Genomic DNA, 15,121 nt, shown 5'->3' on the forward strand with positions numbered 1-15,121 from the left:
TGCATGTTCATATCTATCGGAATAAAGCTGATTGGTAATATGAGTTTCGGTAAGTGCTTCGGTTAGTTTCCAGTGTACTTCATTTCACCCATACGTGGAAGCCACGTGTTGGCCCACCGAACCTGTGCAACGTCGGCGTCTGGCTTGGGGATATCCCATTTGTCGCCGGCAGTGAGGAACGTCTGCTCGAGCTTTTCGAGAACGGGGATCATCGGAAGGTCCTGATTGGTGACCCACGCCTGTTCAACGACGATCTCTTTGATTTTTGCTTCCTCTGTGTTTGTGGCCATCTCGTTGAGACGCTTGGATGGATTGACTGTCATCGTGCCTGAACCGGTACGAGACGGAACGGTCACGTCGTTTCGACTCCCACCCCGAGATTGGTCGGCCGCTGGGTAATTGTATGTGAACCCACGGAAGTTCTTAACGAGCTGATGATGGAGTGAAAAGTACGGATAAGCCCCTTGTGGTGCGCCATCGAGCCAGCCACCAGCCGAAATCGCGTAGTCGCCGTTCGGCCATATGTTGCCCTGCAGGTTTCCAAAGCTCCGCCCGTCGACAGTCGCCTCGAAGCCAAACGATGTGAGCTGATCGACAATCGTCTGTGTTGCGGTGTTCCAGTCGGTCCAATCTGATGGAACAAGAATTGGAAGTTTAACAGCGGTACCATCCTTGTCCGTCCAGGTACCACCCTGTTTCGAGTATCCGGCTTCTTTGAGGACTGCAGCGGCTTTTTTAGTCTGGGAGCTGTCAACTCCATACGTTTCGAAGGAACTCATTGCATCGCCCAACCACTGCTTTTGATTGGACGAAGCGATCCCAATCGGGATTTCAGGAACCTGCTTCGAATCCGCGGAGACGTTGTTCATCACCTGCTTCCGGTTGATAACGTACTGAATCGCCTGCCGCACGGCTCGGTCTCCAGCGTGACGGTGCGAGTGGTTCGGAACCAACCCATACCCCCAGTTTCCTGGAAGCTGAATTTGTTTAACAGAGTCCGGTAGCTCCTCAACGATGCGCGTCGGCATGAACAAGGAAAATGCCGAGTCGATGGTTTGGTTCTGTAGTGCCTGTTGAACCGCCTCATTCCCGTCCTTGTAGACGAAGACGTATTCGCCGAAGTTGATCTTTTTCGAGTCTGGATGATCATCTCGCAGCGTGAGGAGTAATTGCTGTTGTCCAGCGCTGTCGAATTCGAACGGGCCGCTGGCAATCGGCTCTTGCCACGCAAACTCCTGCAGTTCCCTGATACCTTCTTTCTTGTTTTTCTTGATCTTCTCGAGATACTCGCCGAATACGCTCTTTTTTTGCCTGACGAATCGACCACTGAGTATCTGGAACTGGACGATCTTCTTGTTGATCGTCGAGTTGAACTTCATCACGACGGTTTTGTCGTCGGGTGTCTCGATCGAATCAGTGTAATCAGCGTAGGTTTCTCCCGTATGCAATCCGATTCGGAGCTGTGTGGCGACGTCGGCGGATGTGACATCGTCACCGTTTGCCCACGTCAGCCCGTCACGAATCGTCATCTTGAACGTGTTTCCACCGTATTCCCAATCTGAAATCGCGTATGGTTTGAACTCGCTCGTGGCGAAGTTGTACTTCGCAAAGGCATCGAACAGCACCTGTCCCGAAATTTCGGCGAGCTTCGATGGATTGCTCGGATTCCACTGCATGTTCTTCGGGATGATGTTGGTATAGCTCGTGTGCCGACCGTTCTCTCCACCTCCCCCGTCACCACCATTGTTGCCGAATGTACAGCCTGCAAGGGCGGCAGCCCCCGAAACTCCAACTAATCCGACAAATTGGCGACGATTGAGTATATCTCTATGGCTCGTGGCTTTCTCTACCATGTTCCACTCTGACTGCGGGGAGTACTCCGTAATAAGTGTTGTGGTGACATTCTCCTGAGACGTATGTAAGAAAGGATACCAATGTGGCTAACCTAGGCCTTGATCAGCGATTGTCCAACCGAAGCGAGTTGAAAAACCGCTGGCGGCGATTGTTTAGCCCTCACATTTGCCACCACTTAGATTAATCCTGTTATCGTCGATGGCCTGGATGATTGCGGTATTCCGTGTTCGTTCAAGCAACGAACTCCATAGTTCGCTTCGACTTCTCACGGAGTATTATCTCAAAGTTGTGGCTTCTATCTACTATGAGTCGATCGCCGGTGGTGGTGACCCATACCATTCCCCGACAAAGCACGAGAGATCCTTCCATTACAGTATCTTCGAGATCAGAATGAGTAGTGCCGAAACTGAAGCCAACTCCCGATTGAGCACATTTCATTTGATATGGTCAAACAACTCCGTTGTAGCGAATATACTCGAAATCTGTGTTGATAATATAGAACGATCATCGATATTATACCATCCTTCGGACGCGAGAGCAACATGAGATGAACCTAACTGAATCTCCTGAGAAGCGTGTTGATTTGTTCGCGTCGTCTCAGTTGGGCACTCATCATCGATATCAGAAGCTGAATTCTAACTCTTCACACTGTCCCCGAGACGTGGTCGTCTTTCTCGTGAACGGGTAACCCGACTGTACGACATGGTGAAAAACCCCAGCAACTGAGTTCCCAGATCTTGACAGTGCTCACTCGCAGCATTACACTAGTACTCCTGTAACGCCAAACAGTGGCAATCTCACTCCCGGTGTGTTTACTATATGGAAACGATGGATGTCTGGTGTGACATTATTATAAGCCAGCGTGTCGCCGTCTTTGACAGATTCGGATCTACTCGCAGATATTCGAGTTGCCAGCAACTCGATGACGGTAGGGCTTTCGTAGACCCTGTCCACACTGCAGGGGCGATTGAACCGTGTAATGAACGATGCTATCATCTCGATCGAGACAGTGTTGTGAATCGATGCGACCTTAGTTTACACGGAGCAGAATTGCTTGTTCAATAGAGTTCCCAACTGTTATGTAATCGAGAGAACTGTGGCGCTCTGTCAACTGTACTGAAGACGAATCAGATAGGATTTGCCATTATAGAACATGATCGAGGAGAATCGAGACAGCAATTACTACGGCAAATCGGTTCAGTGACAGCTCGAATCGTATCATTCACGACGGAGCTGCCATCGTTACAGTCCATTTTGCCATTGCGCTTTCGGCACCAGCGATTGCTGCGGATTAGTCACAAACTGTAATCAATATCTGGGATGAGACACAGTAACACCTTCAATTTGATATTTATCCGACTACATTCGAACCGGCACCCACTGACGACCCAGTAGCGGTACCTGACGGTTGTTGCGACCGTCGTCAGCGATCAAGCACTGTTGCGCCGTGTTCCAGCGATTCGAGCGGGTCATTCGGTTCATCGTGTTCGTACACGAATGCTGTCACATCATTGGTACGGGCTGCGTCGAGACATTGTTCGATGTCGACATCACCAGTCCCAACTTCGACCGGTGTTGCGGTTGCGGCATCACAGTCCGTGATATGGACCAAATCGATGCGGTCAGCGTACGTCTCGATGAACGCCACTGGATCACTCCCACCCGCTTCGACCCACCCAGTATCGACCTCAATCCCGAGTGCGTCGCTGCTCTGTTGTACGAGTTCGTCGAGAGCGGTCTGCCCCTCGACAGCGACGAGTTCGTGATCGTGATTGTGATAATGGAGCGTTCTGCCGGAATCAGCCACCTGTTCAGCGAGGTTCGTCAACCGAGTTGCAGTCTCTGTCACAGCGTCGACATCAGCAAAGAGCTCTTGGTCGAGCCATGGAACGACAAGCGTGTCACAACCGACCTCAGCGTATGCTTCGATTGTGCCTTCGAGGTCCGATTCCAGTGCTTCGATACCGACGTGTGCGGATACCGCTTCGAGATTAGTCCGATCAAGAGCGTCTGCGACTGCCGTCGTATCAGCATCTGCGAATCGATGGGCGAACTCGACGCCGTCAAAACTCGTCTCACCCACTCTGTCGAGCAGTGACGGGAGTGATTCATCGATGTTGCGAAGTGTGTACAACTGTATTGCTGTTGTGCTCACAGATGAACGTTCATCCCTGGTATTAAATAACCACGGCTCGACGCGGAGTCGACTCCTACTTCGATGAAACCGGTACCACTCGTCGACACGTCACCCTCCAGCCGTGGCCAGTGTTTGACTGATCAGCATCGACACGGCACGTGGTTCGCTCACGCACAACCGACAACCATCGAATGCACGACTTCGTTGGAACTGTCGTACGCCGAACCTAATCGTCGAACGAAATCACTATCTAGGTGGTCGTTCAATGTAACTATTAGCGGATGAGTCAGTACACAGTTGCAATTATTGGAACGGGTCCGGATCCAAAGAATCCAACCGTTGATGGATTCGCTATGGGATACCGACACGCAGAAGCGTACCGGAACAATGAACAGTGTCGCCTCGTCGCTTGCGCGGATATCGTCCGTGAGAACGCCGAGGCGTTCGCTGACGAGTTCAGCCTCAATACGGACCAGATCTACGAGGATTACGAAACGATGTTCACTGAGGCCGAACCAGATCTTGTCAGCGTAACCGTTCCGCCAGCGATTCACGAGGATATTGTCGTCGACTGCGCCCGGAGTAATGCCGTTGAGGCCGTTCACTGCGAGAAACCGATGGGCCACACGTGGAAAAGTGCCGAACGGATGGTCCAGTCGTGTTGGAGACACAATACACAGCTCACGTTCAACCGACAGCGTCGGTTCGGCCGACCCTTCACGGAGGCAAAGCGACTTCTCGATGAGGGGACCATCGGCTCACTCCAGCGCGTGGAAATTGGGTGGGGTGATTTCTTCGACACTGGTGCTCACATGGTCGATCTTGCCGTGATGTTCAACGGCGATCGCCCTGCCGATTGGGTTATCGCACAGCTGGACTATCGAGAGGAAGACGTCAGATTCGGAGCACACCAAGAGAATCAGATGTGGGCTCAGTGGCAGTACGACAACGGTGTCTATGGGACGCTCTCGACCGGGGCGGGTTCGTCGTTGGTCGGTGCTGCGCTCCTTTTGCGCGGGACTGCCGGGACGATCCGAATCGATGTCGACGGCGGTCCGATGCTCGAACTCGAACACGATGGGACACGAGAGAGTATCGATGTCGGTGGCGAGACAATCCACGGCACTCCGCAAGATGGTGACCGATTCGGCTCTCATCTTCACGACCGAGCTGTCAGTGATATCATCAGCGCCCTCCAACACGATGACGAATCACAGCTTTGTGGTCGTATCGGCCTCAACACTGCCGAAATTCTCTTTGCTGGATACGAATCTGTTCGTCGCCGAAAGCGAATCGATCTCCCACTCGATCTCGACGACAACCCAATCGAACAGATGGTCGAATCGGGAGCGCTCTCGCCGATGCCGGAGAGCAAAGAGTAAGACACTCAAACAGTACGAACGCCGCTCACAGCCGCATTACTCTCTGAGGAATCGACGTTTGTTTCTATGGCTCTCCTTTGCGTCTCGGCTTTCGATCGCGTACCACAGTGTCGTCTGGAATGAAGTGGTATACACCGATCAGAGATCAAACTCGGAGGTACATAATTTTGTTACTAAACGTAACTATTATTATACGCGAGTATAGTGTGTATTGACGTACCACATCATCGTGTATACCAGAGTGATTCGAAACGATCGCTCACAGTATCACAGAGTAGTCGCTGTAATCACGTACGGCATGTTGAGCTCGCAACTCTCGACTGTGGGGTTGATCGGACGAGTCAAGACTGGGACGTCACGCAACCACTCGATACTGAAACAGCGTCCAAAAGCGCTGGAAGCTGGCGATCTCCAGCTTCCAATCCATTCAGATGCTTGCTACCGATCATCCCTCCTTACGAGCAGCACGAAGCACCCCTAATCCTCATTTTGTATTTAATTCACTAGATATTTTATAATCTTTACACTAGTAGAAAATATTATTAGTATAGAGTTTATTGTATGGTGATGTACCACGTAACAGTGTGTACCCAAGCAATGGAGGCCTATACCATATCTTACCATGAGTGGAAACACAGAACGGAACAGAACGAATGAATCGACACGGATCCGATCGAAGGTCCAAAACTGGTCAACATCGCGGCGGAATTTCCTGCGAGCGGCCGTAGCGGCAGGGGGACTTGCTTCGGGCTTCAGTTCAGTTGCGGTCAACGACGCTGCAGCGGCAGGCATTCCGACGCCGTGGCTCCACCGGGACGGCAACTTGATCAAGGATCCAGACGGCAACACGGTTACGCTTCGCGGTGTCAACATTGCGGATCCAAAGCGAATCGACGTCACCGCACCCGCACGTGGGATGACTGCCGTTCAGGTCATCGACATGCTCACCAACGAGAGTAACGGTTGGTATCCACGAATGATCCGGCTACCGGTTCAACCCGTCGACATCGGTGAGTACGAACCCGGTTCGGGACCACCGATACCGGCGTTCGATCAGAGCCAACTGGAGAGTTACTTGAACGACCATCTCGACGCGGCGGTCCAGCGATGTGCCGAGCGTGGCGTCTACTGTATCATCGACTATCATCGACACAGAGACGTTCAGTGGGCAGAGGGACAGTCGGGCCCCGTCAACACGGCCCTCCAAGACGAAGTCAACATGTTTTGGGACATCGTCGCCCCGCGCTACGCCGATCAGTCTCACGTCTTATACGAGGTGTACAACGAGCCACAGGAGCCGGGGATGTGGAATGATCCAACGACCACCGAGTGGGTAGCCGATATTTGGCGACTCTGGCTGGATATGGCTCAGCCATGGGTTGATACGATCCGATCTCATGCTGATAACCTGATCCTCATGGGATCGCCCAGTTGGTCCCAGAGCCCGGAAGGTGCGCTCGTTGAGGAGTTCTCTGGCAGTGATATCGCCTACACCTACCACGTCTATCCGGGTCACAATGTGAGTGCTGAGAGCTGTCACTGCTGGGATGACGCCACAGTGAATGGCGAAGGCGTCGCGCAGGTGTATGAACAGGCTCCACTGTTCGTCACTGAATTCGGTTGGGAACAGAACGCTGGACGGTACATCGGCGGCACGGATACGTTCGGCAATGCGTTCCTCGATTGGCTCGGACAGAGCGATGCGATCCACTGGACCGCATGGGTTGCCGATCCCGTCTGGCAGCCAGTCATGTTCGATCGCCCGTTTGCCGATAATGCAGACGACTCAGTTGGAGATCCGTACAACGGGACCGTCCCCGAGGACTGTCCAAACGTGCCCTGTGAGTGGTCTCTCAACACAGGAAGCGGATTTATGGGCGATACCATCAAGACCACGCTGTCGAATCTTCGCAACGATGGCGTTCCCGGTAGTGGCGGTGGTGGTGGCGATACGACCGCACCGACAGCGCCCTCAAATCTCTCGGTGACGGAGACGACCAGTTCCTCAGTCACTGTGAGCTGGGACGGCTCCACTGATTCCGGTGGGAGCGGGCTGGCTCATTATGCGGTGTCGGTCGACGGAAGCCAGAACCAGACCGTCTCCGCTGGCACCACCTCGACGACGGTCGATTCGCTCGCTTCGGAGACGAGCTACGAGATCGGTGTCACCGCGGTCGATGGCGCGGGGAACACCTCCGGTGCGGTGACGACGACGGCGGCGACGGATGGCGGATCGACAGGCGGGTTGGTGATCAACGACTACGACGGCTCGCCCGCGTGGTCGTCAAACACGAACGATCTGGGCCAATGGTGTGGCGGTGGCTCGTTCCAGAACGGCGGTGGGGCAGTCTCTGGGGACGCCCTCGTTCTCGAGTACAACAACGGCGGATGGATACAAGAACAGATCAACCAGGACATCAGCGATTACACGACGCTCGTTCTCACCGCGAAAGGCGCATCTGGCGGCGAGGAAAGCGGCATTCAGTTCGAGATGGGCGGCGTGAGCACGTCACTTTCGAACGTCACCACCGACAGCATCGGCACGAGCGCTGCGGACGTGGCAGTTGATCTGGAGTCGGCGGGCGTCGATCGCTCTGCCTCCTCGTTGTCGCTCCGACTGAACTTCTGGGGAGCCGGAAGCAGTACTCTCTCCATCCAAGAACTCAGACTCGAATAGCAGTACGATCCCTACACGAGTAATCGACAATCACGTTGTCGATAGTCGGCCTCAGTGCTGGCGTCTCCAGCGCTGAGATCAAATCATTTCATTGGTCAATTCGACGAATAATGTCACACGACAATCAAACGAACGAAAGCAACACTGGATCGCATAGCAACCGAACGATCGACACGCTATCCCGGCGCGATGTCCTGAAGTCCACGGTTGCGGCTGGTGCATTTGCGACTGGTATTGGCACAGGCGTTGTCGGTACAGCTGGAGCAGCGGTGATCCCGACGCCACCGCTGCACGTCGACGGTAACCTGATCAAAGATCCCGACGGCGCAACGGTTTCACTGCGCGGCGTCAACATTGCGGATCCAAAGCGAATCAACGTAACGTCGCAGGCACGCGGAAAGACAGCCGAGCAGGTCGTCACTATGCTGACCGACACCAGCCAGAACTGGCATTCGCGGGCGATTCGAATACCAGTTCAGCCAGTCGATATTGGCGAACATCCACCCGGAGAGGGGCCATCACCGGTGGCGTTCACTCAAAGCCAACTCGAAAGCTACCTCACAGATCACCTCGATCCGCTGATCGAGCACTGCTTAGCGCGAGGGGCGTACGCCATCGTTGACTATCACCGTCACCGCGATATCCAGTGGACGAACACGTCGCTCCACGACGAGGTCGAACTGTTCTGGGATACGGTCGCACCACGGTATGCCGATCAGCCACACGTCATGTACGAACTGTACAACGAACCACAGGAACCCGGTATGTGGGGTGATCCGACGCAAAAGTCCAACTGGGCGGATGTCTGGCGCGACTGGAAATCCACGGCCCAGCCGTGGGTCGACCTGATCCGCTCACACGCACCGGACAACCTCGTCCTGATCGGGTCACCGAGCTGGACCCAGAGTCCCGAGGGTGCGCTCGTCGAACCATTTGATGGCAGTAATCTCGCCTATACCTACCACGTCTATCCAGGCCATCAAGTGAGCCAATCCAGCTGTCACTGCTGGGACGATGCCACAGTGAATGGCGAGGGCGTCGCGCAGGTGTACGAAGAGTATCCTCTGTTTGTCACGGAGTTCGGCTGGCAAGAGGGTGCTGGGCGGTGGATCGGCGGTACGGATACGTTTGGTTCGGCGTTTCTCGACTGGCTCGAACAGAGCGATGCGATCCACTGGACTGCGTGGGTTGGCGACCCGGTCTGGTTGCCAGCAATGTTCGACATGCCGTTCACTGATATCAGCTGGGAGGACAACATCGGAAATCCGTACGAAGAAGACGTTCCGACGGAGTGTCCGAATCTCCCCTGTGAGTGGTCTGTGCTCAGCGGCGACGGGCAGATGGGTGATGACATCAAGAACACGCTGAACAGTCTCCGTAATGACAACCCACCAACTGTCCCCTACGACGAACAGCTGCCGCCGGTGCCGTCTGGTCTCACTGTCGATGGTGTGACCGAGGTCACCGTCGACATCTCGTGGTCAGCCGTGACGGATAACGGCGACGCCGGATTGAGCCACTACAACATCACTCTCGATGGGACGAAGCGCACAGAGGCCCCGAAGGGGACAACAAGCACTACGATCTCAGAACTCACTGCTGATACGACGTACACGATCGGCGTATCGGCGGTTGACCGCGCGCGTAACGAATCCTCGACGGTAACTGCGCAAGCGACGACGGACGTTTTCGAGGATTCAACGGCACCGTCGGTGCCAGCAAATCTCTCCTCGCCATCGAACACCTACCGATCGGTGACAATCTCGTGGGACGCCTCGACCGATGCGGGGGATGCAGAGACAGCTGGACTTGGTCACTACAACGTCTACATGGACGGTACCAAAGAAACAGAAATCGAAGCAGGAACAACGGAGGCGATTCTGACCGGATTGGACTCGGACACCACCTACGAATTCGGTGTGTCGGCGGTCGACCGTGCGGGCAACGAGTCCACACAATCGACGCTGTCGGTGACGACCGATCTGGCTGGGGCGGGTCCAGATGACTTGCTGATCAACGACTTCGATGGATCGCCAGCGTGGCCAACCTCGAACGACCTCGGCAACTGGACGGGTTCGGGTGGCTTTGAGAGCATCGGTGTGACTGATGGCACACTGCGCATCGACTACAACGCCAGCGGCTGGTACGGCACCAAGGTGGCCCAAGACATCTCGAACTACTCGGCGCTCCGGATGAAGGTCGTCGGCGACAACGGCGGCGAACACAGAGATATTCAGCTCTCATTCGGTGGCGTCCAGCAGATGCTCCCTCAAGTGACCGACAACACGATCGAGACGACGCCGACGATCGTCTCGGTTGATCTCGAAGCCGCAGGCGTGGACCGTGCATCACCCGGTCAGCTCGATCTCCAGTTCTACAACGGGGGCAACAGCGCTATCGAAATCGAGGAGCTCTGGCTCGAACAGAGCTGAGATGATACCTGAATGATGTCTCCATCAGGCATCCGCTCTATCGACGTGATGTATCGATCCCGAATCACACCCACGATAACAAAACAGATCCGATCGACATGACACACGACATGAACGCAGAACGAACCGACACACTGCCAGAAGGAGACGAATCCACAGCCCGTGACCAGCGGATTGTACGGAACACGAGCCGGCGCGTCTTCCTACAGGCTGTCGGTGCCGGTGCAGTGCTCGGGGCCTTCACGATTGGCCACGCAGAAGCGGCTGGAATTCCGACGCCGTGGCTCCATCGGGACAGGAATCTTATCCGAGATCCAAGCGGAAATAAGGTGATTCTCCGTGGGGTAAACATCCCCGACGTGAGCCGTCTGAACGCGGACAACTACTACTCCTACACAGCTGCGGAGTATATCGATTGGGCCACGAACGGGAACGCTCCCCCTGGGACCGACGATCCGAACGGCTGGTACGCTCGGGTGATTCGGTTGCCTGCACAACCAGTCGATATCGGTGGCCACTCGCCCGGCGCGGCGCCTCCCGCACCGGCGTTCACCCAGAGTCAACTCGATAGCTACGTGACGAATCATCTTCGCCCCGCAGTTGACCACTGCCGTGATCGGGGTGTCTACTGCATCGTCGATTATCACCGTCACCGCGGCCAGTACGACGAGAATCTCTGGTTCACGAGCGACGCTATCGACAATGAGGTCCAACTGTTCTGGAACACTGTTGCTCCCGAGTTCGCCAACGACTCGCACGTCCTATTCGAGGTGTACAACGAGCCGACCGAGCCGTATCCCGACGACGTGGACCCGGCCTCGGATTCGCAGGCGGCGCTGGACGCGTGGAATCAGTGGAAGCAGAACGCTCAGCCGTGGGTCGATACGATCCGCCAGCACGCGCCACAGAACCTCGTACTCATCGGATCGCCACGGTGGTCCCAGTGGACCGCTCAAGCCCCTCGAAACGAGTTCGATGGAGATAATCTCGCGTATACAGGCCACGTGTACGGCCAAGACAATCTCAAGCCGTTCGCTGACTCGTTCGGCGCACCGTCCCAAGACGTGCCCGTCTTCCTGACTGAATGGGGATACAAGACCGGTCGAGCACCCTACTTGTCTGGTACAACGGCTGTGGAGGGCCAGATGTTTCTGGATCTCTTCGACAACTACCCGATCCATCCCATTCCATGGGCCTTCGACTTCCGGTGGGTGCCCCAGTTCTTCAACAGGCAGACGCGCGACGATTGGGAACTGCTCCGCAACAACGAGACCCACGGTGGACTCGTGAAGGATCTGCTCTATGAGAACCGAAACAACGATCTCCCGACCGATGGAGGGAGCGCTTGACACCCTCCGACCGATGGACGTAGAATACAGACAATGACAGAAGACACACACGATACCGGCTCGACAGAGGACCGAGAGACGAACAGCGCTACCAGTAAACAGCGATCGAGCAATCGATTTGTCGACGTATTCGGTGGTGCTTCACGCCGGGATTTCCTGAAGGCGGGTGCCGCCATCGGGGTCGGCAGTCTCGCACTCGGTTTCGGAAGTTCGGCGATGGCCGCGAAAGTCGAGGAAAAGTGCAACACTGATTACGGCAAGATCGACGTCGGGAACGGGTTCACGCTGATGGACAACCAGTGGGGGATGGCAGGTGCCGATCAGTGTATCTGGCTCAACGACGACGGAAGCTATGGGTACGACTTCGACGCATCGAACGCAGGCGGCGGGATCAACTATCCAGAGGTGTTCATCGGAACGCGACCGTGGGGTGACGACACGGGCGTCGCCGAGTTCCCTCTCCAGCGCCAAGACGTTGATGAGTTTGTGATGGAGGTTGATGCCGACAGCAATATCTCTGGCGGCGAGTGGGACTGGGCCGAAGAGTGGTGGTTGATGGAACAGCCCCCTGACCAGCAGACCGAAACACACCAGTACGAGATCATGCTGTTGCTCGATTGGGGTGGTGGCCACGATCACGGAGGTGTGCAGGTTCCCGGTGCCTGGACCGACCGCTTTGGCAACACGGTTGATCTCTGGACCGTCTATAACTCCGGTGGAACGAGCGCCAAGTTCTACATCTTCCGGATTCAGGGTGGTCACGATGGCGGCAAGATCGACATGGCAGAGATCATCGAGTATCTCAGTACGAACGAGGGAATCCGAGGCGACCTGTGGCTTTCGGGTATCGAACTCGGAAACGAGTACTGGAGTGGTGCCGTGGGACAGACCACCTACAACACGTTCAATGTCACTATCAACGGCTCGACGTACACGAGCGGGAGCAGCGACGGAGCCGAGACGCCAACAGCAACACCGACAGACACACCCACCGACACACCAACTGACACGCCGGGTGGCGGGCTAGTGATCAACGACTACGACGGCTCACCCGCGTGGTCGTCGAACACGAACGATCTGGGCCAGTGGTGTGGCGGCGGCTCGTTCCAGAACGGCGGTGGGGCAGTCTCTGGGGACGCCCTCGTTCTCGAGTACAACAACGGCGGGTGGATGCAAGAACAGATCAACCAGGACATCAGCGATTACACGACGCTCGTTCTCACCGTGAAAGGCGCATCTGGCGGCGAGGAAAGCGGCATTCAGTTCGAGATGGGCGGCGTGAGCACGTCACTTGCTGCGGTGACAAGCGACAGCATCGGCACGAGTTACTCTGATCTCACCGTCGATCTGGAGTCGGCGGGCGTCGATCGCTCTGCCTCCTCGCTGTCGCTGCGACTGAACTTCTGGGGAGCCGGAAGCAGCACTCTCTCCATCCAAGAACTCAGACTCGAATAGCCAAGTAACCACACGTCCAACAGAACAATGACACCAGACGATACATTCAAGCAGCAATCGAACGACAACATCAGAAGCGAAGACGAATCGTTCGGTACTGTTCATTCGAAATCGACTCGTGACAGTACCGCAGTTCGTTCGAGTTTGTCGTTCAGACGTCGGACTGTTTTACGAGCAGTGGGTGGCGGTATGGCACTCGGGCTTTTCGGCAGCAGTCCGACGAGCGGGGCAGCGGCCTCGTTCGGTGATGGGGTCAATCTCCAGCCCTCGTATTTCTGTCGCGGTGACCAGAATTTGGGCTGGGGTCTCATGAACCAGTATCCGGATATCCAGACGGTACGGATCGAAATTGAGCCGTTCTCGTTCAACGAGATCAGCACGACGAGAGACGACGCAAAGCGATGGATCGACGAGGCCAACAGTCACGGATACGAAGTGATCGCAAGCTACCATCACTATCCGGATAACGGCTCGTCCAACGCGTCTGCACTGCAGACCGCGGCCGACTGGTGGGTCGATCACTATAGCTACCTCTCACAAGACTCGCCGTTCACCATTAATATGATGAACGAGTGGGGTGATCACAGCGTCACGGCTAGCCAGTACGCGTCGGCGTACAACGATGCACTCAGTACAGTTCGGTCGGGGACGAACTACTCCGGTCCAATTGTCTGTGACGCCCCCGGCTGGGGACAGGAGACACACCGACTTGCCGACGCTACATCACAGATCGACGATGACAACATCATTTGCTCGGTACACGTGTACCCGAGCGGATGGAATCAAGAGGTCAACGAGGCGCTACAGCCGTCCCATCTGGATGTGGTGGACGAGACGGGGTATCCCTGTATGGTTGGAGAGTTCGGAAACTGGGCATCGAGTCCCAGTGGGGCCGACTGGTCCGCGATTGTCGACCACGCTAAATCCTTGGGCTGGCCGGTGATCGGATGGGCATGGAACGGTGATGGCTCTGGCGATCCGATGAATATGTCGTCTCCTTACTGGGGCGACGACTGTGGTGCGACCTCGTATTCGGCATCTTCGTACTTCGATGTCGTGTACAACAAGCTCGGTAACGGCGGGAATGGCGGTGATGACACGACGGCTCCGAGCCGACCCCCTAATCTCTCGGTGACGGGCACAACAAGCTCTTCAGTTAGTGTGAGCTGGGACGGGTCCACTGATTCTGGCGGAAGCGGGCTGGCTCATTACGCAGTGTCGGTCGATGGCTTGCAGGACCAGACCGTCTCTGCTGGGACCACTACAGCAACCGTCGACTCACTTGCTGCGGAGACGAGCTACGAGATCGGCGTCTCTGCGGTTGATGGCGCAGGGAACGCATCGAACACGAGTACCGTTACAGCGACAACTTCCACAGGGGATGGTGCAGGAGACGTGCTCGCGGAGGTAGAGCCGAGCACGACGACTGCGACCGTTGGCGAGCGGATCACGTTCCAAGTCGCGGACACTTCCGGCGATGAGCGGTGGATCACAGCTCTTGACTGGACGTTCGGGGACGGCACGACCGCGAGGGGCTGGTGGAACGAACACGCCTACGCGGCCGCAGGCACTTACACGGTCGCGGTGACGGCCACCGCTAACGACGGAGACACGACCACTGACGAGGTGACCATCACTGTCTCCTGATCAGTCTGGAGTCGTTGGTTCCGGTCGTTCGAACCGAACGACTCAGTCTCGAGATTCCATAGCATACCTCGCTCAGAATCAAATCTGAGAACGACCACGCGGGCGAAATCGGCCAACCCAAGACATCGAATCCAAACAGCCGAGTCGGTCTTAGTCCCACTATTTGCATATACAGAAAAGTAATATAA

8 protein-coding genes are annotated in these 15,121 nt (G+C 55.7%); 6 read left to right on the plus strand and 2 right to left on the minus strand.

What is annotated here, in order from left to right; genetic code table 11:
* Positions 1-62: 62 nt before the first annotated feature.
* Positions 63-1,853: an ABC transporter substrate-binding protein gene (locus tag MW898_RS05105; protein ID WP_248905162.1), complete on the minus strand. Its 1,791-nt coding sequence runs from the start codon at positions 1,851-1,853 to the stop codon at positions 63-65.
* A 1,424-nt stretch (positions 1,854-3,277) separates the two neighbouring features.
* The gene (locus MW898_RS05110; protein WP_248905164.1) at positions 3,278-4,009 is read right to left on the minus strand and encodes a sugar phosphate isomerase/epimerase family protein; all 732 of its coding nucleotides are present in this window, start codon (positions 4,007-4,009) and stop codon (positions 3,278-3,280) included.
* A gap of 263 nt (positions 4,010-4,272) precedes the next feature.
* On the opposite strand from MW898_RS05110, the gene MW898_RS05115 reads away from it, so the two are divergent.
* The 6 genes from MW898_RS05115 to MW898_RS05140 all read left to right on the plus strand — a co-directional run bounded on the left by MW898_RS05115 (position 4,273) and on the right by MW898_RS05140 (position 14,933).
* On the plus strand, positions 4,273-5,373 hold the full coding sequence (locus MW898_RS05115; RefSeq protein WP_248905166.1) for a Gfo/Idh/MocA family protein: 1,101 nt from the start codon (positions 4,273-4,275) through the stop codon (positions 5,371-5,373).
* 622 nt (positions 5,374-5,995) lie between these two features.
* Positions 5,996-8,050: a cellulase family glycosylhydrolase gene (locus MW898_RS05120; RefSeq protein WP_248905168.1), complete on the plus strand. Its 2,055-nt coding sequence runs from the start codon at positions 5,996-5,998 to the stop codon at positions 8,048-8,050.
* A 110-nt stretch (positions 8,051-8,160) separates the two neighbouring features.
* Positions 8,161-10,482 carry a cellulase family glycosylhydrolase gene (locus MW898_RS05125; RefSeq protein ID WP_248905171.1) on the plus strand — a complete coding sequence of 774 codons (2,322 nt, stop codon included), beginning with the start codon at positions 8,161-8,163 and terminating at the stop codon, positions 10,480-10,482.
* 98 nt (positions 10,483-10,580) lie between these two features.
* On the plus strand, positions 10,581-11,831 hold the full coding sequence (locus MW898_RS05130) for a glycoside hydrolase family 5 protein (protein WP_248905173.1): 1,251 nt from the start codon (positions 10,581-10,583) through the stop codon (positions 11,829-11,831).
* A gap of 33 nt (positions 11,832-11,864) precedes the next feature.
* Positions 11,865-13,286: a twin-arginine translocation signal domain-containing protein gene (locus MW898_RS05135; RefSeq protein ID WP_248905175.1), complete on the plus strand. Its 1,422-nt coding sequence runs from the start codon at positions 11,865-11,867 to the stop codon at positions 13,284-13,286.
* Between the two features lie 189 nt (positions 13,287-13,475).
* Positions 13,476-14,933, plus strand: coding sequence for a PKD domain-containing protein (locus tag MW898_RS05140; RefSeq protein WP_309242228.1), 1,458 nt, complete (start codon positions 13,476-13,478; stop codon positions 14,931-14,933).
* Positions 14,934-15,121 lie beyond the last annotated feature (188 nt).

It is taken from the genome of Halocatena marina (assembly GCF_023276375.1).
GTDB classification, from domain to species: domain Archaea; phylum Halobacteriota; class Halobacteria; order Halobacteriales; family Haloarculaceae; genus Halocatena; species Halocatena marina.